Genomic DNA, 21,033 nt, shown 5'->3' with positions numbered 1-21,033 from the left:
CGGCTTCGACGGTGAAACGATGCTCGCCGCAGAGAAAGGCTTCTACTGGCGCAACGAACTGCAATGGCCCATCTTCCGGACGGGCCAGACGCTCTACGCAGGAATAGACTACGGACGCGTGTTCGGACCAAACACAGCGATCCTGAAAGGCACCCAACTCGCAGGCGCGGTAATTGGCATTCGCGGCGGCATACCAGCAAAGTATGCGGGCCTGTCTTACGACCTGTTCGCTGGCACGCCCATCTACAAACCCAATGGATTTCCGACTGCACGGGTGACAGTCGGCGTACAAGCGACGATGCAGTTCTGATTGCAGCGTTGCACAACGAGAGCAAAGCACGCGAGCCTGTCACCTGCCTGCACAGATTCGCATACGCTCCGACAAAAACACGTCACCCACTCAACCCAAACTCATCCCCCACGTCCCCGCCACGCGGCGCACGTCCCATCAACGGCGAACACTTCAACATCCCCATACACACATCAGTCAAAAACTCCGCATCCCTCGGCAACAAAATCGCATCCTGTTCCAGCAGCCAGTCCCGCAACACGCCACCAAGAAACGCATGCACGACACTCGCAGCGCGCGCGGTATCCAGATCAAAAGGCAACTGCCCTTTGGCAATCGCATTACGCAAACCACGCTCGAGATGCAACCGCCCATTACGCGCAGCATCGTGCTGCCGCTCCAGCACCAGCAGCATGTCTTTAGTGTTCTCGCATTTCGTGAACAGCACTTCAAACACACGCCGGCTATGCGGCTCGACCACCACCTTGCCGAGAAAATACAGCAACAACTGCCTGATACGGCCAAGCGGGTCCGGTTCCGCGGAATCGGCGGTCGCTGCAACGAGCATCTCCATCGGCAACATCACCCGGTTCGTCATCGCGACAAACAGATCACTCTTGTTCCGGAAGTGCCCATATATCGCGCCACGCGTGAACCCCGCCCGCATCGCGATATCTTCAAGCGACGTGCGCGACACGCCCTGCTCGGCGAACAACCGCTCTGCCGCATCGAGGATGTGATCGCGCGTTTCCCGCGCCTGTTGCCGTGATCGCCTCATCGGTCGTCGCACCAATGTGATGGTGATTCAGAAGCATCGCGTGAATCCGTGCATTGAGCGCATCAGGCAGGCGCACCCTCCCCTGGCGAGCCGTCGCGTGGTGGCCCGTCCTTCGGCGGCGTATCTCCATCGTGATGTCCGTCCGTGCCTGTCCCACCGTCGCCGCCGCTATCGCCATCGCCATGACCGTGATGCGGCATCTTGTGCGACACCTCGTCGAGCTTGTCGCCAAGCAGCCGACGCACCACCACATAGAACACGGGAATCAGCAGCAGGCCAAGGAAGGTCGCGAACAGCATCCCGCCGATCACACCCGTGCCGATTTCATGCCGCGACGACGCGCCCGCGCCCGACGACACCACCAGCGGAAACACGCCGAGAATGAATGCCATCGATGTCATCAGAATCGGCCGCAGCCGCAAGCGCGCCGCCGTCAGCACGGCATCACGCAAGGTCATGCCGCGTTGCTGTCCCTCCACCGCGAACTCGACGATCAGAATCGCGTTCTTCGCCGCCAGACCGATCACCGTCACGAGGCCGATCTTGAAGTAGATGTCGTTGGGCACCTTGAAGGTCAGACAGAACGCCATCATGCCGAGCATCCCGAGAGGCACCACCAGCAGCACCGACACAGGAATCGACCAGCTTTCATACAAGGCCGCGAGACACAGGAACACCACCACGATCGACAGCGCCATCAGCGTCGTCGCCGACGATCCCGACAACAGTTCCTGATACGACTGCCCCGTCCAGTCCGCGGCAAAACCGCGCGGCAACTCCTGATTGACGATCTTGTTGAGCGTGTCGATGGCCTGCCCCGTCGAGTAGCCGGGCGCCGAGTTGCCGACGATTTCCACCGCCGAATAGCCGTTGTAGCGCGGCAGCACGGTCGGCCCGAAGGTCCACTTCGCATTGACGACACTCGACAGCGGCCCCATGTTGTACGGCGCAATCGACGTATTGGCCGGCGACGGATCTTCCGGTGTCACAAAACCATTCGTCCCGACGGCCGAAGTCGTGCTGCTCTTGCCCGACGATGCCAGGCTGGACGAACTCGTGGCAGGAAACAGGCTCGGCGTATACAGATGCTGGAACGCATCCAGCGACATCCGGAACGGCGCGTCCGCCTGGACATACACGCGCTTCACACGTCCGCCGTACGTGAACTGGTCGATATAGAACGGCGCCAGTTCCATTTCCAGCGTCTGATACACATCCGTCAGCGAAAGACCCATCGCCTGAGCCTGGGTGCGATCCACGGCGATATCCAGTTGCGGCGAATTCGGCAGCGAGTTGGGCCGGATGCCGAACAGCACAGGACTCTTCGACGCATTCCCGAGCAGCGTGCCCGTCGCTTGCCCCAGTTCCGCGCGCGGTTGCCCCGCGCGCGCCTGCAGATACATATCGACGCCGCCAAACTGGCTCAGGCCGCGAATGGTCGGCAGATTCACCACGAAGATCTGCGCATCGGTAATTGACGACAGAATGCGGTTCATCTGCGGGATCATCTTCATCGCCGTTTCGGAGCGTCTGTCCCACTCGGAGAGCTTGATGAACGACATGCCGACGTTCTCACTCGTGCCGACAAAGCTGAAACCTTCCGGCTGGAAAATCCCGACGATGTCTTTGCCAAGCGGGCTATTCATGAGCTTGTCGCGCAGTTCGCCCATCACGTGGTTGGTGCGCTCCAGCGTCGAACCGGGCGGAAGGTTGACGAGCGCAAGCGCGAAGCCCTGATCTTCGTCCGGCACGAAGCTGGTCGGCAGCTTCGTGTACAGAAAGCCCGTCAGCACGACCACCAGCACGAACCCGATCATCCAGCGCGGCGCATGACGGATGGCTTTGCCCGCGTGACTGAGATAGTGGTTCGTGGTCCACTCGAAGGATCTGTCGAACCAGCGATAGAACCAGTTCTTCTTCGTTTCGTGCTCGGGCCTGAGAATCGCGGCGCACAGCGATGGCGTGAACGACATCGCGAGAAACGCCGAGAAGCCCATCGACACAGCAATCGTCAGCGCGAACTGCGCGTAGATGATGCCCGTCGCGCCAGGCTGCAACGCCGACGGCACGAACACGGCCGACAGCACCACTGTAATCGCGATGATCGCGCCCGTGATCTGCTTCATCGCCTTGCGGGTCGCCTCGCGTGGCTCCATTTTTTCTTCCGTCATGATGCGCTCGACGTTCTCGATCACGACGATGGCATCGTCCACCACGATACCGATCGCGAGCACCATGCCGAACAGCGTCAACTGGTTGAGCGTGTAATGCAGCGCCGCCAGCCCGACGAAGGTGCCGAGCAGCGCAACGGGAATCACCAGCGTTGGAATGATCGTGGCGCGCAGGTTCTGCAGGAAGATCAGCATTACGAAGAACACCAGCACGATAGCTTCGACGAGTGTTCGTATCACGTCCGTGATCGATGCCGTGATGAACGGCGTGGTGTCGTATGGAATGCTCCATGTCACGCCTTCGGGCAAATCGCGCGCGAGCGTGTCCATGGTGGCCTTCACCGCTTTTTCGACCGTCAGCGCGTTCGCGCCGGGCAGCAGGAACACGGCCAGACCGCCTGCAGGCTTGCCGTTGTAGACAGGCGCCTGCCCATACGTCTGCGAACCGAACGATATGCGCGCGACGTCACTCAGCTTGACCGTGGTGCCGTTGCTGTTCGACACGACGATGATGTCGCGGAACTGCTGCAACGAAGAAAACAGCGTGTCGCCCGTGACCGTCGCCGTGAATACCTGCCCCTTCACGGCGGGATCGCCGCCGAGCGAACCGGCCGCGAACTGCGCATTCTGTCCACTCACGGCATTGAGCACCTGCGTGGTCGATAGCCCGTAGCTCTGCAGCTTGTCGGGATCGAGCCAGATACGCACCGCATATTCCGAACCCAGCAGCGTCGTATTGCCGACGCCCGTCACACGGCCGATCACCGGCTGGATCTGCGACGCGAGAATATCCGAAAGCCGGCCCGCATCGATGGCAGCGTTATCCGACTGGAGCGCGATGAACAGCAGAATGTCGGGACTCGTCTTCGCGACGATCACGCCCTGCTGCGTGACCTGCGACGGCAACAGCGGCTCGGCGAGCGTCACCTTGTTCTGCACCTGCACCTGCGCGATGTCGGGGTTGGTGCCTGTCGCGAATGTGAGAATGATCTGCGTCGCGCCGTTCGAACTCGACGTCGAACTGAAGTACAGCAGATTGTCGATACCCGTGAGCTGCTGCTCGATCACCTGCGTCACAGTCGATTCCATCGTCTGCGCGCTGGCGCCCGGATATTGCGCCGTGACGGTCACCTGCGGCGGCGCGATGTCGGGATACGAGTCGATCCCCATCGTGCGCACGGAGAGAATGCCGAACAGCGAGATCAGGATCGCGATAACCCACGCGAAAACGGGGCGGTCGATAAAAAAACTCGGCATGGACGGTCTCCTACTTCGCCGCGCTGGCGGGAGCCGCTGCCGCCGCTGCACCTGATGAAGCCCCCGCTGCGCCCGCTGGTGGCTGCCACGCGACCGGCTTCACAGGCGCGCCCTCATGCGCCTTCTGCACGCCCTCGACGATGATCTCGTCGCCATCGTTCAGGCCATGCGTCACGATCCAGTTGTTGCCGAGGCTATTCCTCGTCTCGACGTCCTTGCGCGTCACCTTGTTGTCGCCGCCCACCGTCAGCACATAGCCGCCCGTCGTATCGCGCACCAGCGCCTGCTGCGGAATCAGGAAGACATTGTTCTGCTTGCCGAAATCGACGGTCAGCGCCACGAACATGCCCGGCAGCAACTGACGCCTAGGATTCGCGACCAGTGCGCGCAGATTGACGGCACCTGTCGATGCATTCACCGTCACGTCGGAGAAATCGAGCGCGCCGGCGCTGCCGTACGGCGTGCCATTAGGCAGCGAGATGCGCACCGATACGTCGTTCTGTTGCGACAGATCGACCTTGCCGCCCGTCTGCGATTCCTGCAGCGTGGAGAGATCGGCGGAGCTGATGGTGAAGTTCACGTACATCGGATCGATCTGCTGGATCGTCGTCAACAGTGTGCCGTTGCCGCCTGCGTCGGTGGTGCCGCTGCCGACCACCGCGCCCGCCGTGACCTGCTGCTGCCCGGCGATGCCGCCGATGGGCGCCGTCACGCGCGTGTAATCGAGCGCGATGCGCGCGCTCTGCACCGTCGCTTCGTCGGCTTTCACCTTGGCGGCCGCGCTGCGCTCGGCGGCGTCGGAGTTATCGACTGTCTGTTGCGAGACCGAGCCGACGGGCAACAGCTTGCGGTTACGCATCGCCGTGATGTGGTCGTTGATGTAAGTCGCGCGGTCTTCGGCGAGTATCGCGAGGTCGTTGTCGAGCTGCGCGCGATAGAACACGGGATCGATCTCGAACAGCAACTGACCCGCGCGCACCTGCGCGCCTTCCGTGTAATTGCGCTTGAGCAGCACGCCCGATACGCGCGCCGTGACATTCGCGCTGTAGTACGGCGACAGCCGTCCGACGAAGCGCCGCTCCAGCGGCACCGACTGCGCCTGCACCTTCACCGTCGACACCTGTGGCGGAGGCGGCGGCGCCTCTTTTTTCGAGCACGCGGCGAGCACGATCAGACACAGACATGACACCGACACGCGTTCCAAACGTGACTTCATGAGAACTCCGTTCTTGCGTGACACCGGCATGCGCGGGCGGTGTTGCTGCCTGTCAGCGCACCCGGTATCGGGGGAATCGTGTTGAACTGCGTGCCTGTCGATTGCGACAGTCCTGTCAATCGGCAGAGCTGGAGGTTTGCGCAACGGGCCGCACCGCGCTCGCCGAAGCGGGCTGTGCCGCATCGGCGTCGTCGCGTTGCCAGCCACCGCCGAGATTCTTGATCAGCAGCACATGGCTCTGCGCGAGCAGCGCCTGTGTATCGCGCAGCGTCTGTTGCGACTGGATCAGCGTGATGCGCTGATTCAGCACGTTCTGCTGGCTCACCGCGCCTGCGTCGAACTGCGCCTGCTGGCTGGCAAACAGCCGCGTGCTGCTGTCGAGCACCTGCGCGTAGGCACTTTCCTGCGCCCGCAGATGATTCATCGACGACAGGCTGTCCTCGACGCTCTGGAATGCGCCGAGCACCGTGTTGCGATAGTTGGCGACGTTCTCGTCGTAGGTCGCGCGTGCTTCGTGCACGGCTGCCGTGCGCGCGCCGCCGTCGAAAATGGTTTCGGCCAGATCGGGGCCGAGTGTCCAGAAGCGGTTCGGCACCGTGAACAGATGGGCCAGCGTGCTGTGCGCGAAGCCGCCTTCGGCGGACAGTGTCAGCGTCGGGAAGAAGGCCGCCTCCGCTACGCCGATGCCCGCATTGGCCGCTGCCGCCGAGCGTTCGGCGCTGACCACGTCGTAACGCCGTTCGAGCAGTTGAGACGGCAATGAGGGGGGAATGGCAGGCGAGACGAAGTGATAGTCGGGATCGGGTGGAATGCTGAACGATTCGGGCGGCAGGCCTTCGAGCACCGCGATCGCGTGTTCGTCGTGCTCGCGATTGATCTGCGTCGCCTGCAATTCGGCGATGACGGTTTGCAGGTCTTCCGTCGCGACCAGTACGTCGTCGCTGGAGGCCGCGCCTTCCTTGTATGCCGTCTGCACGATGGCGAGAATGCGCGCGTAAGCGTTCTGCTGCTCCGTGAACGAGCGGATATCGTAGTCGGCCTGGCGCAGTTCGAAATAGTCCGTGACCACGCTGGCCGCGATCGAAATGCGCTCGCCCGCAAGCTGCGCATCCGATGCCTGCGCATTCGCCTTCGCCTCTTCGATCTGACGGCGGATCGCACCCCACAGATCCAGTTCCCAGCTGACGGAGCCGAGCGCCACCACGCTGTTGCCCACGCCGCCCGTCGCCGAGGCCGTCGTGCCCGTGGTGCGGCCCGCGCTCAGCGCAGACACATTACCGCCCGAGCGCGACCCCGACAGGCCTGCTGTGATGGTCGGGAACAGCCCCGCGCGGTTGGCGTCGACGGTCGCGAGCGCGAGACGGTAGGCCGCCTCTGCGGCGGCGATCGACTGATTGGCCTTCAAGGCCTGATCGACGAGGCCGTTGAGCTGGTCGTCGCCGTACATGCGCCACCAGGTGCTATCGATTGCGCCTTGCGGGTTTGCATCGGCGCGCTGCCAGTCGACGCCTTCCTTGAATCCTTCCGGCACCTGCAACTCGGGCCGGCGATAGTCCGGCCCCATCATGCACGCCGCCAGCGACATGGCGACCGCGAGCGCAAGCCCGCCGAGCGCGCCCAATCGCCCTACCCGTTGTCCGTAGCCGTCGCGCAGAACACGCGGGGCGTGCGAAGCCGTCTTCATGCACTTGCCTCCAAGGACTGGATCAGCATTCCGACAAAAAAACGTTACTTCGTAAGACTAATTAAATTGAATGAAACGTGAAATTGAATTGAAAGCTCATTGTCACTGACATCATTTCAGCGGCTCATACATCCTGCGACGAAGATCCGCACCGCCTGGGTGGCGATCATCCGGCGTCGCGCCGGCCCCGGACGCCTCGCGCCCATGAGCAGCATCCTCGCCCGCACGCCGCCCAGCACCAGATGAACGAACTGCTCGGCAGCGAGTTCGACATCGTCGAATTCGAGCTTGCCGCTTTCCATTGCCGCCTGCAGATAGCTCACCAGCGGCTCGATACCGATCAGCCTGCCATGTTGCTGGTAAAGCCCGGCCGAGAGCGTGGGAAAGCGGCGCGTCTCGACCAGCAGGACCCAGTAAAGCTGCGTCATGTCCTCGCGCGTACCGATGTCGAGCAGATGCAGCGCCGCGCTCTGGAGCACCTCGACAGGCTCGCCGCCGCTCGTGACGATGCGCCGGAGTTCTTCCTGCCAGGTTCGCCCCAGCATCTGCAGGATCGCACTGAACAGTTGTTCCTTGCTGCCGAAGTGCCCATACAGTGTCTTCTTCGCCACGCCAGCGTCACGGGCGATGTCGTCGAGACTGGTTTCCCGGAAGCCATCCGACAGGAAACGTTTCTTGGCGCTCTCGACCACGGCACGCAGCCGCGCCTGCGACTCGCATCGCGTCAAGCGTCCACCCGGCCCGTGCTTGCGATCTGGATTCATGGGGTCCTGAAACGCACCGCATGCATGGAAACGCTACGGATGCGTTTCCTGCACGCCGGGATTAATACCGTGATTGTCGAACGGGAAACGTGCTAACGCGCAGGCAGCGGAGACCGCAGCGTTATGCAGTATAGTCAATGAATCCGGATGCGGCAGCCAGCAATAAATTATTGTTGCTGGTGCAATTGAAATGTTAATCGCCGCGCAAGGCGGCGAAAAAAAACGGCTCAGAAGATCAATACGCCCACCAGCCCGGACCCCACATGCTCCAGTTCCACGCCGCGTTTTCGTTCATCTCGGCGTTCATGCGTTCCTGGTTCAGGAAGTTCTGCTGAAGCTGTTCGCGCTTGTAGTTGTTCCATGCATTCTGATCGCCGATGTACAGGCAGCCGCATGCATACGGGTCCGCGTAGACGAACATCACCTTGCCGTCCTTGACCTTCTGCACCACGCGATTGGGCGGCAATGTCTGCAATTGCAGTCTCTGCGCGTCCGTCGTCACGGGGACGATCGTGAAGCCCGCAGCCGACAGCAGATCGTTCTTTTCATTGGCGCGTTCGACGGGCGAGGCGCACCCGGCAATCAGAACGCTCATGCTTGCAGCTATCAGAATGGTGGTCCAACGGAGCTTCATTTTCATCCTCGTCGAGTAAGCGGGCACTGTCACGGTTCACATGTGCCGCACAGGTTGCCCACTGATTATTAGGTGGAAATTACAATGACGCGCGTTGTGTCCGATTTGCCTGCCTTACCCTGGCCGCCCGATAATGGGCAACCTGAAAAACCATCGACATCATGCCATTACTGAAACCCGTTACGCTGGAAACGTCACGCCTTGCACTCAGACCGCTTCAACCAGAAGATGCATCGTCGCTATTCGTCATCTGGTCCGATCCACTCGCAATGCAGTACTTCTCCATCGTGCCGATGACAGCGGTTGCCGACGCGCATGCGCGCGTGGAGAGAAGAATCGCCGAGGCCGCCGGCAGTGACTCGATTGCTTTCACGCTAACGTTGCGAGCGACGGGCGAAGTACTCGGCGACATCAGCCTGTTCCATGTCGACGAACAATGCCGCAGGGCGGAAATCGGCTTCAGCTTGCAGCGCAGGCACTGGGGCCACGGCTACATGTCAGAAGCCGCCGGGCGCCTGATCGATCATGCGTTCGACGAATTCGGGCTGAGGCGCATCGAAGCCGACATCGATCCGCGCAATCAGTCTTCCGCGAATCTGCTGGAGCGGCTTGGCTTCACGCGTGAAGGGTTGTTGCGCGAACGTGGCGTAGTCGGCGGCGAGGTGTCGGATAGCGCGCTATACGGTCTGCTCAAAACCGATCGACGTAAATGAATCGCGTGATCGCTGCGGCACGCTCTACGGGCGCTGATCGAGCGGTCTTCCTGCAAGCCACAACGCGACATTGAGCGCATAGCGGTGCGCATCCGGCAATGCCTGCCGTTCCGTCTGCATGCTGTTTCCGGGCGGCTCGTCGACGAAACTCGGGCAGCCGTCGCTTGCGTCCCAGTTGTAATCGGCGAAGTGATGGAAGGTGCTTTGCGCAACGGCAGGGCCGCCGCTCGCGGAAGGCTCGAAAGCGACCGCAAGATTGAAGACCGTGCCCGTGACCTTGCTTGTCCCGCGTGCGATCACGCGCGCCGATTCGTTATCGGGCGCGGTAACGGCGCCCTCATGCGGATGCGCGGGGAAAAAGCGGATCGCGCCTGTCGGAGAATCCGCGTTGCCGAGCAACGGATGCATCGCCCCGACAACCGACACTTCCTGGTAATCGCCATTCGCGCCCGAGTGAAAATTGGGCCACAAAATATGCGTGGAAAACGGATCGTCGCACTGGCAGCGCGCCGGGTCGGGATCGACATTGTGCGTATGAAAATGGTGCGCCTTACCCACTGCGCCGAGACTGCACAGCGAACAGCCCACGTCCATATGATCGCGCGTGACGAGCAGTCCACGGCCTGATTCGCGGAAGCGGTTGATGCCTGCGCAGTCTTCGGGCGTGAGTCCGTCGCCTGCATCGACGGCAAAGAGCCACATTTCGTCGAACGACGATTCGTCGAGCCGCGACAGCACCGGGTCCGGCTGCCCGCTTTGTGCGCGATCCCGCGCGACGACGTCGAATACGGCGCGTCCGTTGTGGTCGCGGTGGCTGCGCAGCAGTTCCGCAAGGCGGCTGAAGCGCGCGATCGACCAGTCGTCGGCGGCGGGCGGAATGGTGGTTTGAAGCAGGATGCGAATCGTGTCCATAGCAGGCTCATGGTAGCTGCACTCATTCGAGCGTGCAGCGATGGTAGTCCTGCTGGAATCGCCGCGGTAGGCGCACGCGCCGATACACGGTGTTGCCTCGTCAGCACCCGTCCAGGCGGCATTGACGGTGTCCGGCGCGGCACGGCGCCCTTCTGCACGATTTTTGTGGTGCTGCTAGATTGTCGCCAGCAGAACTCCCAGTCGAGACTTCCATGGCCGACAGACCCGGTTCACAAGCGTCCGCTGCCCGTTCACTGGCCCTGATCGCGATCATCGTCGCCGTCGTGGCCATTGCCTTCGCCTATACGGCAGGCTGGCTCACGCCAGACCGCCTGACGCCGCCCAAGATCGTCAACGCGCTGGCGCCGCCGGGCGGCCCCGCGCTGGGCTTCCGGCGCAATCATGCAAAGGGCATCTGCTTCACCGGGACGTTCGAATCGAATGGAGCGGGTGCTGCATTGTCGAAAGCGCCCCTATTCGCGCAAGGCACATCGAACGTGACGGGCCGCTTCAATCTCGCCACGCCCGATGCCAAAGCGGCTGACCCGAGCGTGCGCGTGCGTGGCCTGAGTCTGCGCATCGTCGCACCGGATGGCACGGAGTGGCGCACCGCGATGATCGACGCGCCCTTCTTCCCGGTGGCCACGCCGCAAGCGTTCTACGCGTTGCTCGAAGCGGCCGGGAAAAAGGACGATCCCGATGCAATGAAGCAGTTCATCGGCGCGCACCCCGAGTTTGCCGCGTTCGGCGCATGGGCCACCACGGCACCGTGGACGGCATCGTATGCGCAGGAACAGTACAACAGCCTCAACAGTTTCATCTTCACGAATGCGCAGGGACAGGACCAGGTGGTGCGCTGGTCGTTCGTGCCGGCAGCGAAGCCCGAGCCGGTATCGCCCGATACCCTCAAGCAGAAGCCCGAGAATTTTCTCGAAACCGACATCACGCAACGCGTGCAAAGTGCGCCGCAACGCTGGACGCTGGTCGTGACCGTTGCCAATCCCGGCGATCCGACGGCCGATCCGAGCAAGGCCTGGCCTGACGACCGTCGCAAGGTCGACGTGGGCACGCTGGTGGTCAGCGCGATCGAACCGGAAGCGGACGGCCCGTGCCGCGACCTCAATTTCGATCCGACCGTGCTGCCGGCAGGCATGCATGTATCCGACGATCCGTTCCCTGCTGCGCGCTCGGCCGCCTACTCCGTTTCGTTCAATCGACGGACAGCCGAAGACAAAGACTATCCGCACACGCCTGCCGAAGGAGCGAAGCCATGAAACCGACTCTCGAGCGCTTTACGCCGCTGCAGCGTGCGCTGCACTGGATCATGGCGATCTGCATTCTGGCGATGCTGTTTATCGGCGTGGGCATGGTGTCTACGATCCGGCCTGACTATCTGACGCTGGTCTCGATTCACAAGCCGCTCGGCATCGCGATTCTCGTGCTCGCGCTGATCCGGCTGGTGGTCAGGCTCACGCGCGGGGCACCGAGTCTGCCCGCCGACATGCCTGAGCCGATGAAGCTCGCCGCGTACCTGTCGCATCTCGCCTTCTATGCGCTGATGATCGGACTGCCGCTGATCGGCTGGGGGATGTTGTCGGCGGCGGAGTATCCCGTCATCGTGGCGGGCGTGCAGTTGCCGTGGATTCTGCCGCACAGCAACGAACTGCATTCGCTGCTATGGAATGCGCACCGCTTTCTCGCGCTGTGCTTCTTCGCGCTGATTCTCGTGCATCTGGCGGCTGCGCTGTTTCATGCGCTGGTGCGCCGCGACGGCGTATTTCATGCCATGGCGCCGTGGCGCTGAAGCGGGCTTTCGGACTTTTCGATGTCGCGTATCTTGCGCGCCGGCACGCCGCCCACCAGCGTGTAGGCGGGTACGTCCTTCGTGACGACTGCGCCGGCGGCAATCACGGCGGCTTCGTGGATCGTCACGCCTGGCAGGATCGTTGCGCCCGCACCGATCCATACCTTGTCGCCGACGCGAATCTCGTGATGGTCCAGCCCGCGTCCTAGCTCAGGTTCGTAGACGATGCCGTGCGTCGCCGTTTCGAAGGACACGCGCGGACCCACCTGCACATCGTCGCCGATCGAAATGCGGCTATTGCGGCACGCCAATCGCGTGTCCGCGTTCAGATAGACGTTGTCGCCGATCGAGATGCCGCGAATCGTTTCCTCGTTCAGGCTCAGCTCGACATTCAATGGCCCGATGATCGTCACGTCCCTGCCTATCGCCATCCCTGCCTTGCGAAACATCGATGCGCGCATGCGGTTGAACGGCCCGTAGGTGGGCAGCGTATTGCCGAGCGTGATGAAGAGATGTCGTCTGAATGCCGTCAGTAGTGTCATTGGCCGCGTAGCGATGGATCGGCGTGAACAGCGCGAGAGAACGAACAAGCCCGCCCGATCGCCGATGCCTCGTTAAAGCTGCGATTCTACGGACGGCATGCATCGATTCATATGAAGGCTTGTCGAGGTGGCGTGTTGTGCGGAGGTTTTGGCACGATCGTAGTGGCGCATGCGCACTGGCACTGCGGCATGACACGCGTGACGGAAGTCACGCCGCAGCGACCCACATCAACCGCCCCACTTCCAGTCGCGAATCGCTTCGCTGTCGATCCCTTCCGTGTGCGCATAGTCGAGATGCTGGATCTTCTGATCGCGCAGACGCTCCTTCGCATGATCGCCGACGCCCCGCAGACGTGGCACGCGATCGATCACGTCGATAGCGAGCGAGAACCTGTCGATGCCATTGATGATCGCCAGTTCCAGCGGCGTATTGATGTTGCCTTTCTCCGCATAGCCATGCACGTGAATGTTCTCGTGATTGGTGCGGCGATACGTGAGCTTGTGGACCAGCGTGGCATACGAATGGAAATTGAAAATCACCGGTTTATTCGTGGTGAACAGCGAATCGAAATCGCGCGCCGACAGTCCGTGGGGATGATCGGAATCGGGCATCAGCCGGAACAGATCCACGACATTCACAAAGCGGATTTTCAGGTCGGGGAACAGTCCCTTGAGTATTTCCACCGCTGCGAGTGCTTCCATGGTCGGGATGTCGCCGGCGCTCGCCATCACGACATCCGGCTCACAATCCTGATCCGTCGATGCCCAATCCCAGATGCCGATGCCCTTCGTGCAATGCGTGATCGCCGCTTGCATGTCGAGGTACTGCAAATGCGGCTGCTTGTCGGCGACGATCACGTTCACGTAGTCACGCGAGCGCAGGCAATGATCGGCGACACTCAGCAGGCAGTTCGCATCGGGCGGCAGATAGATGCGCACGACATCAGGGCTCTTGTTGGTCACGACATCGAGAAAGCCGGGGTCTTGGTGCGTGAATCCGTTGTGATCCTGACGCCACACCAGCGATGTGATCAGCAGATTCAGCGAAGGCACGGGCTGCCGCCAGCGCAATTCGCGCTTGGCCTTTTCGAGCCATTTCGCGTGCTGGTTGAACATCGAATCGATCACATGCACGAACGCTTCATAGGGCGCAAAGAGACCGTGGCGTCCCGTCAGCGTATAGCCTTCGAGCCAGCCTTCCAGCGTATGTTCGCTGAGCATTTCCATGACGCGGCCATCGACGGAGCGCTCGCCGCCGTCGCTATCCGATTCGATCATCTCTGCCAGCCATGTCTTCTGCGACGCTTCGTAAATGGCCGTGAGTTTGTTGCTCGCCGTTTCGTCGGGACCGAATACGCGGAAGCTCGTCATATTGCGGCGCATGACGTCGCGCAGAAACTGGCCGAGCACATCCGTGGGTGACACGTACTGCGTGGCGGGCTGACTGACGTCGACGGCATACGCGGAGAAGTCGGGCAGATCGAGCGCCTTGCAGAGCGCGCCACCGTTCGCATGCGGATTGGCGCTGATGCGGCGCGGGCCTTCCGGCGCGAGCGCACGCAATTCGGCAATGAGGCGCCCCGATGTATCGAACAGTTCGTCCGGCCCATAACTGCGCAGCCACGATTCGACGACTTTCAGGCTCTCTGCATTGCTCGCCGGATCGGCGATGGGCACCTGATGCGCGCGCCACGATCCTTCTATCTTGTGACCGCCGAACTCGCGCGGCCCCGTCCATCCTTTCGGCGAGCGCAGCACGATCATCGGCCAGCGCGGGCGCTTCACGTCGCCTTCGTTTCGTGCGCGCTGCTGGATTGCGTGAATCTCGTCGACACATCGATCGAGTGTCGCCGCCATCTGCTGATGCATTTTTTCCGGCTCATCGCCTTCGACGAAATACGGCTTATATCCATAGCCCGTCAGAAGCGCTTCGAGTTCTTCGTGCGGAATGCGCGCGAGGATGGTCGGGTTGGCAATCTTGTAGCCATTCAGATGCAGCACGGGCAGCACCGCGCCATCGCGGGCAGGATTGAGAAACTTGTTCGAATGCCACGACGTGGCGAGCGGCCCTGTTTCGGCTTCGCCATCGCCGACCATCACAGTCACGATCAGATCGGGATTGTCGAACGCGGCACCATAACCGTGCGACAGGCTATAACCAAGCTCGCCGCCTTCGTGAATCGAGCCGGGCGTTTCGGGCGTGCAATGCGAGCCGATGCCGCCCGGAAACGAGAACAGCCTGAATAGACGCGCCATGCCCTCTTCCGTCTCGCCTCGATCCGGATAGATTTCCGTGTAGCGTCCTTCCAGATAGCTATGTGCGAGCGTGGCAGGTGCCCCGTGGCCCGGCCCGGCGATGAAGACCACATTCAGGTCGCGCTGCCTGATTGCGCGGTTCAGATGCACGAGCACGAAGCTTTGCCCCGGGTCGGAACCCCAGTGTCCGAGCAGACGGCGCTTGATGTGTTCCGGTGCGAGCGGCTCGCGCAACAGCGGGTTGGCGCGCAAATAGATCATGCCGGCGGACAGGTAATTGCATGCCCGCCAGTAGCGGTCCATGTCGCGCAGTTCATCGGCTTGCAACGGTGCGGGCTGCAGGCGGTTGTCGTCCATTGATCTCTCCATGCAAGAGGTTTCGCGGTACGCAGTGCCTTCCTAAGGATAGGAGGTGGACTCCGTATGTCTATCGCGAATGCAGGACTTTTTGACGCAACCGGTGTGCGGACTGCGGACCTGTTTTTTTCGCTTGCAATTGAGGTGCTGAGCGAGATTCAGATGGGGTATGCGAACGCAATGCACGAGCGCGATCCGCAAAGATCGCGAAACGTGAAACGTGAAAACGTGGGAATGCAACAACGGACGGACATCAGCCAGCGCGATACATCAATGGCAGCCAATGCGTAGGGAGAGATGCGTAACGCGAGTTCGCGTCACGCATCGAATGAACAGGGCGAGCCGCACAAGGCTCACCCATCATGCATGACAGCGAGCGAGCTTACTCGGTGTCGTTCTTCAGTTGCGGCAGTGCCGACGATTCGCCCGGTGCGAGCAGACCGACCTGCGAATACACGCGCAGCTTGTCGCGTGTATCGGTGATGTCGAGATTGCGCATCGTCAGCTGACCGATACGGTCCCGCGGCGAGAACGTCGAGGCAACCTTCTCCATCGACAGACGTTCCGGCTGATACGTCAGGTTCGGCGACTTCGTGCTCAGCAGCGAATAGTCGTTGCCACGGCGCAGTTCGAGCGTCACTTCGCCCGTGATCGCACGCGCGACCCAGCGTTGCGCCGTTTCGCGCAGCATGATGGCCTGCGGATCGAACCAGCGGCCCTGATACAGCAGGCGGCCGAGGCGGCGACCGTTTTCACGGTACTGCTCGATCGTGTCTTCATTGTGAATGCCCGTCACGAGGCGCTCATACGCGATGAACAGCAGCGCGAGACCCGGGGCTTCGTAGATGCCGCGGCTCTTTGCTTCGATGATGCGGTTCTCGATCTGGTCGCTCATGCCCAGACCATGACGGCCACCGATGCGGTTCGCTTCCAGCAGCAGTTCGACGGCGTTCGGGAAGGTCTTGCCGTTCAGCGCGACGGGCTGGCCTTCCTCGAAGCGGATCGTGACTTCTTCCTTCGCGATCTGCACGTCGTCGCGCCAGAACGCGACACCCATGATCGGATTGACGATCTTGATGCCCGATTCCAGGCTTTCGAGATCCTTGGCTTCGTGCGTGGCGCCGAGCAGGTTCGAATCGGTCGAATAGGCTTTTTCAGCCGACATCTTGTACTCGAAGCCCGACTGGCGCATGAATTCCGACATTTCCGCGCGACCGCCGAGTTCGTCGATGAACTGCTGGTCGAGCCACGGCTTGTAGATCTTCAGATCGGGATTGACGAGCAGGCCATAGCGGTAGAAACGCTCGATGTCGTTGCCCTTGTACGTGCTGCCATCGCCCCAGATGTTGACGCCGTCTTCCTTCATCGCGGCGACCAGCATCGTGCCCGTGACGGCGCGGCCGATCGGCGTGGTGTTGAAGTACGTGACGCCCGCCGTCGAGATGTGGAATGCGCCGCATTGCAGCGCAGCAATGCCTTCCGCGACCAGTTGCGCGCGGCAGTCGATCAGGCGCGCACCTTCCGCGCCGTATTCCTTGGCGCGGCGCGGGATCGAATCGTAGTCGTCTTCGTCCGGCTGACCGAGATTTGCCGTGTACGCGTACGGCACGGCGCCCTTCAAGCGCATCCAGTGCAGCGCGGCGCTCGTATCGAGGCCGCCAGAGAACGCAATACCGACTTTCTGGCCGGTCGGAAGACTTTCGAGGATTGTGCTCATAATCAAAACCGTTGAATCGACGTTTGAAGGGAATAGGCGAAACTTTATCAGACAAGCCCGTCCGCGAGCCGGATTCGGCGGAAATCGGGCCTTGCGCGGGCTTTATCTGGCACTTTCCTGGCCGTTTTGCAGCCCAGGCGCGCGTCAGAAATCGGGGTGCAGCGGCTCATCCAGAATCGAGGCCGGCACCGTGTCGGGATCGGTCGAAGTGGCCTCGTCGTAACACTGTTCGGCGGTGTCAATCATGCGCACTGCCGCATCGATCAGCTCGTCGAGGCGCTCCAGCAACGCTTCCGTGTCTTCCGCCGGGCGGTCCGGGGCGGTTTGCCCGTCGCCCTGCCCGGTCAGTTGCGCGATCACGGTTTCCGCCGTCTGCAGATACGGCATCGCCTCGTGGTAGTTCTCGATCGACACCAGCGCGTTGCTGCGCGCGCCGACCAGCAGGCTGCGGAAATGGTCCGCCAGTTCGGACTCGCCGCCGATCCGGTGCAATTTATCCGAAATGCGCTGCAGGCAAACGGGCACCTGCTCTTCGAGCGCGGCAGCGCGCTGCCGCAGGTCGGCGTATTCGGCGAGCAGTTGATCCTGGTCGAACGGGGAAACGCTGTCCATGCTGGAAGGTAGGTTGTCGGGTGAACCCAGCATCTTACTGCACGACGCGCCGATCGCCCGCAAATGCGCGCGGTGAGCGATTCCTGCACTATGTTGCAGGGCTAGCGCTCAGTTCCGACAGACGCCTGCCTGCGTGCACGATTGTGCAGGATCATGCCGGTGCCGCGATCTGCACTAGACTGCCGGTCCCGCAGACAGTGCAATACGCTGCCGCACCACGCTGACGGCCTGCTTGAGTGCATAGACGTCTTGTAGATAGCGTACGGGCACACGTATCCGGCTCGCCTGCGCGTCGATGTCCTCCAGTTCGGTGCGCCATTGCGAAAGCTGTTCTGCCGAAGGCGTCGCCGTCTGCCAGATTTCGTCTTCCAGCGATTTCAGTTCGCGATACCAGACCACGAAGCGCTTTTTGACGCGCGCCTCCAGCATGCGCGGCAGCGCCTGCACCAGCCCGATCAGCACGGCCATGAACGGCACGAGAATCAGCAGCCGGCGTTCGATGAAGCTCGCGAGCCAGAACGGCAGATAGCGCTGCAAAAACGGACGCCCCGACTTGAAGTAGCGTTCGCTTTCATTGGAGACGGGAAATTCGTCGGTATTCAGGTTGGGAAACGCGCCGAGCGGCGTGAAGTAATCTTCGCCCGCGTGCACCGTCTTTGCGGCATCGAGCAGCAGATAGACCAGCGCGGGATGCAGCGTGTCCTTCGCGACGAGCAACGCCGTCGCCGCCAGCAAGGTGACATCCGTTTGCGGAGAATCCTTGATGATGCTGGTCGACGCACGCGGAAACGTCACCTTCTTCAGCGACGGGAATTTCTGCACGAGGGCGTCGGCCTGCGCGAAGCTCATCAGCTTCAGGTCGCTGTTCAGGAGCATCTGCTGCATCGGCGCGTCCGGCCTGCCGATGAAGAACGCTGCATCCAGACAGCCGTCTTCGAGGCAGCGCCAGGATTTCGGCGCGTCCATTTCGAACAGTTGCGTGTTGTCGCCCGTAATGCCGCTATAACCCAGCAATACACGCGATACCTGCAGCAGGCCGCTCCCCTGCACGCCAATGCCGATGCGCTTGCCGCGCAGTTGCGCGAGGCGGTTGACGGTCTGCGGGTCGCGATAGAACACCCAGATCGGTTCATACGAAACAGCGGCGATCGTCTCGAGGTTATCGGCATCTTGCGGCACGGTCGTGCCCGACTGGACGAAGCCGACCTGATACTCGCTCGATGGATCTTTGAGCCGCTGATAGTTTTCGGCGGAACCGGACGAACTGCGGATATCGAGCGTCACGCCGTCGCGCTTGAGCAGCGGTGCATAGCGGTCCGCAAAACCGCGATAGATGCCATTGTCCGCGCCCGTCGTGATGACGATACGCGTCTGGAAAGCAGGCTCGATGATGACGTAAAACCCCCAGCCCAGTGCCGCAAGCGCGAGGATTCCGCCGATAGCAAACAGCCACCTGCGCCGCCGTGTGACAGGCGGCTTGTGGATGCGGTGAAGCGCCGGGTTCTCCCTTGGCATCGCCTGGCCCTCTCGTCGGCGCATATGGGGCGCTCACATGCGAACGATTTTTCAGGGCGCATGTGGCGCATTAGGCATCCAGCGTTCTGGCTAGCGTAGTGCACGATTCCAGCGTTCGCTATTGGACCAAAGTCCAATGGTGTGGGGCCTGTCGTTGCCAGATACTCGCTCCATCAAGACGCTGGCGCCTGCAGAAATGAGCCGTCCGCCCCATCTACCCGATACCCTCGCTGTACCGCCCAAACGCCGGCGCATCCAGTGGATCTGGCTCGTGCCTGTCGTTGCCGTGCTGGTCGGTCTCTGGCTCGCGGTGCAGGCGGTGCTGTCGCAAGGCCCGACCATTACGATCAGCTTCAAGACCGGCGAAGGACTCGAAGCAGGCAAAACGAAGATCAAGTTCAAGGACGTCGACATCGGCGTCGTGAAGAAAGTCGCGCTCTCGGGCGACTACAAGCAGGTGATCGCGACCGCCGAACTCACACGCGACGCCACCAGCATGCTGGTCGACGACACGCGCTTCTGGGTCGTGCGACCACGCATTGCGGGCGGCACGGTATCGGGTATCAGCACGCTTTTGTCGGGCGCGTTCATCGGCATGGATATCGGTCACGCCAAACCGGCGCGGCGAGACTACACGGGCCTCGAAGTGCCGCCCGTATTCGCGAGCGACGTGCCGGGCCGCGAGTTCGTGCTGAAAGCAACCGATCTCGGTTCCGTCGACGTCGGCACGCCCGTCTATTTCAGGCGGCTGCAGGTCGGCCAGGTAACATCGTTCGATCTCGACCAGGACGGCGGCGGCGTCACGCTGCACGTCTTCATCAATGCACCCTACGACCGCTATGTGAACAACGATTCCCGCTTCTGGCAGGCAGGCGGTATCGACGTCACGCTCGGCACGGAGGGCGTGCAGATCAATACGCAATCGGTCGTGTCGATTCTCGTCGGCGGCCTCGCATTCGAAACACCCACCGACTCGCTCAACCGGCCCGAAGCAGACGCACGCGCCCACTTCCCGCTCTTTGCCACGCGTGCAGAAGCCATGAAGCGGCACGACGCGATTGTCGAGACATTCGTGTTCGATTTCCTCGGTTCGGTGCGTGGCCTCGTCGTGGGCGCGCCCGTCGCTTTTCGCGGCATCACGGTTGGCGAGGTATCGGCGATCTATACGCGCTTCGATCCCGTTACCCGACAGATCAGCATTCCAGTTCAGGTCAAGCTCTATCCGGAGCGCTTCACGTCACGTTACGTATCCGAGCCGCGCGGCGGGCGCCTCGGCGACGACCCGCATGCACTGGCCGATTTCCTCGTGGCACGCGGCCTGCGCGGGCAGCTGAAAACGGGCAGCCTGATCACGGGCCAGCTGTATATCGCGCTCGACTTCTTCCCCAATGCGCCCAAGGCGCAAGTCGACTGGAGCCGCACGCCGCCCGAGTTGCCGACCACGCCAAGCAGCCTGCAATCGCTGCAGGATTCCCTCAACCGGATCGTGACCAAGCTGGACAGCCTGCCGCTCGAGCAGATCGGCAAGAACGCACAGCAGACGCTGGCGAGCGCCGCGCAACTGACGCGCAACCTCAACACGCAAGTCGTGCCGCAGGCGAAAAACACACTCTCCGCCGCACAGACCACGCTCGATTCCGCGAACACCGCGCTGCAGCCCGACTCGGCGTTACAGCAGGACACCAGCGACGCAGTGCGTGAACTCGCTCGCACGGCGGCATCGTTCCGCGCGCTGTCGGATTATTTGCAGCAGCATCCCGAAGCGCTGCTGCGTGGCAAGACGGGGGATGCGAAGTGAAGTGCACGCCGTGA

At 61.9% G+C, this 21,033-nt stretch carries 18 protein-coding genes; 6 read left to right on the top strand and 12 right to left on the bottom strand.

Annotation, left to right across the window (positions count from 1 at the left end; translation table 11 throughout):
- A partial coding sequence (locus DK391_RS29875) for a ShlB/FhaC/HecB family hemolysin secretion/activation protein (RefSeq protein WP_162600948.1) occupies nucleotides 1–310 on the top strand: 310 nt, incomplete at its 5' end.
- An 82-nt stretch (nucleotides 311–392) separates the two neighbouring features.
- On the opposite strand, the gene DK391_RS29870 is transcribed toward DK391_RS29875, so the two are convergent.
- The 6 genes from DK391_RS29870 to DK391_RS29845 form a co-directional block, all read right to left on the bottom strand.
- Entirely contained in the window at nucleotides 393–1,067 is a 675-nt protein-coding gene (locus tag DK391_RS29870) for a TetR family transcriptional regulator (protein ID WP_239482992.1), read from the bottom strand.
- Nucleotides 1,068–1,129: 62 nt separating this feature from the next.
- Entirely contained in the window at nucleotides 1,130–4,495 is a 3,366-nt protein-coding gene (locus tag DK391_RS29865) for an efflux RND transporter permease subunit (RefSeq protein WP_109481604.1), read from the bottom strand.
- Between the two features lie 10 nt (nucleotides 4,496–4,505).
- Nucleotides 4,506–5,711 carry an efflux RND transporter periplasmic adaptor subunit gene (locus tag DK391_RS29860; protein WP_109481603.1) on the bottom strand — a complete coding sequence of 402 codons (1,206 nt, stop codon included), beginning with the start codon at nucleotides 5,709–5,711 and terminating at the stop codon, nucleotides 4,506–4,508.
- A 115-nt stretch (nucleotides 5,712–5,826) separates the two neighbouring features.
- The gene (locus DK391_RS29855; protein WP_109481602.1) at nucleotides 5,827–7,395 is read right to left on the bottom strand and encodes an efflux transporter outer membrane subunit; all 1,569 of its coding nucleotides are present in this window, start codon (nucleotides 7,393–7,395) and stop codon (nucleotides 5,827–5,829) included.
- 116 nt (nucleotides 7,396–7,511) lie between these two features.
- On the bottom strand, nucleotides 7,512–8,159 hold the full coding sequence (locus DK391_RS29850; protein ID WP_109481601.1) for a TetR/AcrR family transcriptional regulator: 648 nt from the start codon (nucleotides 8,157–8,159) through the stop codon (nucleotides 7,512–7,514).
- A gap of 235 nt (nucleotides 8,160–8,394) precedes the next feature.
- Nucleotides 8,395–8,793: a hypothetical protein gene (locus DK391_RS29845; RefSeq protein WP_109481600.1), complete on the bottom strand. Its 399-nt coding sequence runs from the start codon at nucleotides 8,791–8,793 to the stop codon at nucleotides 8,395–8,397.
- A 161-nt stretch (nucleotides 8,794–8,954) separates the two neighbouring features.
- Between DK391_RS29845 and DK391_RS29840 the strand changes: the two genes are divergently transcribed.
- On the top strand, nucleotides 8,955–9,506 hold the full coding sequence (locus DK391_RS29840) for a GNAT family N-acetyltransferase (RefSeq protein WP_109481599.1): 552 nt from the start codon (nucleotides 8,955–8,957) through the stop codon (nucleotides 9,504–9,506).
- 24 nt (nucleotides 9,507–9,530) lie between these two features.
- On the opposite strand, the gene DK391_RS29835 is transcribed toward DK391_RS29840, so the two are convergent.
- A complete protein-coding gene (locus DK391_RS29835; protein WP_109481598.1) occupies nucleotides 9,531–10,418 on the bottom strand; it encodes a hypothetical protein in 888 nt (295 codons plus the stop codon).
- 212 nt (nucleotides 10,419–10,630) lie between these two features.
- On the opposite strand from DK391_RS29835, the gene DK391_RS29830 reads away from it, so the two are divergent.
- Both DK391_RS29830 and DK391_RS29825 read left to right on the top strand, forming a co-directional pair.
- Nucleotides 10,631–11,692 carry a catalase family peroxidase gene (locus tag DK391_RS29830; RefSeq protein WP_109481597.1) on the top strand — a complete coding sequence of 354 codons (1,062 nt, stop codon included), beginning with the start codon at nucleotides 10,631–10,633 and terminating at the stop codon, nucleotides 11,690–11,692.
- On the top strand, nucleotides 11,689–12,222 hold the full coding sequence (locus DK391_RS29825) for a cytochrome b (RefSeq protein ID WP_109481596.1): 534 nt from the start codon (nucleotides 11,689–11,691) through the stop codon (nucleotides 12,220–12,222). Before DK391_RS29830 ends, DK391_RS29825 begins: the two co-directional genes overlap by 4 nt.
- On the opposite strand, the gene DK391_RS45635 is transcribed toward DK391_RS29825, so the two are convergent.
- Together DK391_RS45635 and DK391_RS29815 are read right to left on the bottom strand one after the other, a co-directional pair.
- On the bottom strand, nucleotides 12,198–12,764 hold the full coding sequence (locus DK391_RS45635) for an acyltransferase (RefSeq protein WP_109481595.1): 567 nt from the start codon (nucleotides 12,762–12,764) through the stop codon (nucleotides 12,198–12,200). The genes DK391_RS29825 and DK391_RS45635 overlap by 25 nt on opposite strands.
- 228 nt (nucleotides 12,765–12,992) lie before the next feature.
- Nucleotides 12,993–15,377 (bottom strand): phosphoketolase family protein, encoded by a 2,385-nt coding sequence (locus DK391_RS29815; protein ID WP_109481594.1) that lies wholly within the window; start codon nucleotides 15,375–15,377, stop codon nucleotides 12,993–12,995.
- A gap of 66 nt (nucleotides 15,378–15,443) precedes the next feature.
- Between DK391_RS29815 and DK391_RS29810 the strand changes: the two genes are divergently transcribed.
- A complete protein-coding gene (locus DK391_RS29810) occupies nucleotides 15,444–15,668 on the top strand; it encodes a hypothetical protein (RefSeq protein ID WP_109481593.1) in 225 nt (74 codons plus the stop codon).
- A 91-nt stretch (nucleotides 15,669–15,759) separates the two neighbouring features.
- Here the strand turns inward: DK391_RS29810 and argG are convergent, their stop codons facing one another.
- From argG to DK391_RS29795, 3 genes are all read right to left on the bottom strand, one after another.
- On the bottom strand, nucleotides 15,760–17,094 hold the full coding sequence (gene argG, locus DK391_RS29805; protein WP_109481592.1) for an argininosuccinate synthase: 1,335 nt from the start codon (nucleotides 17,092–17,094) through the stop codon (nucleotides 15,760–15,762).
- Between the two features lie 144 nt (nucleotides 17,095–17,238).
- Complete coding sequence (locus DK391_RS29800; RefSeq protein WP_109481591.1) at nucleotides 17,239–17,706, bottom strand: ATPase; 468 nt, start codon at nucleotides 17,704–17,706, stop codon at nucleotides 17,239–17,241.
- A 174-nt stretch (nucleotides 17,707–17,880) separates the two neighbouring features.
- Entirely contained in the window at nucleotides 17,881–19,221 is a 1,341-nt protein-coding gene (locus tag DK391_RS29795; protein ID WP_109481590.1) for a TAXI family TRAP transporter solute-binding subunit, read from the bottom strand.
- 196 nt (nucleotides 19,222–19,417) lie between these two features.
- Between DK391_RS29795 and DK391_RS29790 the strand changes: the two genes are divergently transcribed.
- A complete protein-coding gene (locus tag DK391_RS29790) occupies nucleotides 19,418–21,019 on the top strand; it encodes an MlaD family protein (RefSeq protein WP_109481607.1) in 1,602 nt (533 codons plus the stop codon).
- The last annotated feature ends 14 nt before the right edge of the window (nucleotides 21,020–21,033 follow it).

The sequence above is a fragment of the Paraburkholderia sp. C35 genome (assembly GCF_003121405.1).
Taxonomy (GTDB): domain Bacteria; phylum Pseudomonadota; class Gammaproteobacteria; order Burkholderiales; family Burkholderiaceae; genus Paraburkholderia.
Note: the sequence above shows the minus strand (reverse complement) of the source record. Positions and strands in the feature narration are given on the sequence as shown.

Excerpts from the sequence above, each read along its gene's own strand:
- DK391_RS29870 (WP_239482992.1), bottom strand. The coding sequence starts at position 1,067 with ATGAGGCGATCACGGCAACAGGCGCGGGAAACGCGCGATCACATCCTC.
- DK391_RS29865 (WP_109481604.1), bottom strand. The coding sequence starts at position 4,495 with ATGCCGAGTTTTTTTATCGACCGCCCCGTTTTCGCGTGGGTTATCGCG.
- DK391_RS29860 (WP_109481603.1), bottom strand. The coding sequence starts at position 5,711 with ATGAAGTCACGTTTGGAACGCGTGTCGGTGTCATGTCTGTGTCTGATC.
- DK391_RS29855 (WP_109481602.1), bottom strand. The coding sequence starts at position 7,395 with ATGAAGACGGCTTCGCACGCCCCGCGTGTTCTGCGCGACGGCTACGGA.
- DK391_RS29850 (WP_109481601.1), bottom strand. The coding sequence starts at position 8,159 with ATGAATCCAGATCGCAAGCACGGGCCGGGTGGACGCTTGACGCGATGC.
- DK391_RS29845 (WP_109481600.1), bottom strand. The coding sequence starts at position 8,793 with ATGAAGCTCCGTTGGACCACCATTCTGATAGCTGCAAGCATGAGCGTT.
- DK391_RS29840 (WP_109481599.1), top strand. The coding sequence starts at position 8,955 with ATGCCATTACTGAAACCCGTTACGCTGGAAACGTCACGCCTTGCACTC.
- DK391_RS29835 (WP_109481598.1), bottom strand. The coding sequence starts at position 10,418 with ATGGACACGATTCGCATCCTGCTTCAAACCACCATTCCGCCCGCCGCC.
- DK391_RS29830 (WP_109481597.1), top strand. The coding sequence starts at position 10,631 with ATGGCCGACAGACCCGGTTCACAAGCGTCCGCTGCCCGTTCACTGGCC.
- DK391_RS29825 (WP_109481596.1), top strand. The coding sequence starts at position 11,689 with ATGAAACCGACTCTCGAGCGCTTTACGCCGCTGCAGCGTGCGCTGCAC.
- DK391_RS45635 (WP_109481595.1), bottom strand. The coding sequence starts at position 12,764 with ATGACACTACTGACGGCATTCAGACGACATCTCTTCATCACGCTCGGC.
- DK391_RS29815 (WP_109481594.1), bottom strand. The coding sequence starts at position 15,377 with ATGGACGACAACCGCCTGCAGCCCGCACCGTTGCAAGCCGATGAACTG.
- DK391_RS29810 (WP_109481593.1), top strand. The coding sequence starts at position 15,444 with ATGTCTATCGCGAATGCAGGACTTTTTGACGCAACCGGTGTGCGGACT.
- argG (WP_109481592.1), bottom strand. The coding sequence starts at position 17,094 with ATGAGCACAATCCTCGAAAGTCTTCCGACCGGCCAGAAAGTCGGTATT.
- DK391_RS29800 (WP_109481591.1), bottom strand. The coding sequence starts at position 17,706 with ATGGACAGCGTTTCCCCGTTCGACCAGGATCAACTGCTCGCCGAATAC.
- DK391_RS29795 (WP_109481590.1), bottom strand. The coding sequence starts at position 19,221 with ATGCCAAGGGAGAACCCGGCGCTTCACCGCATCCACAAGCCGCCTGTC.
- DK391_RS29790 (WP_109481607.1), top strand. The coding sequence starts at position 19,418 with ATGAGCCGTCCGCCCCATCTACCCGATACCCTCGCTGTACCGCCCAAA.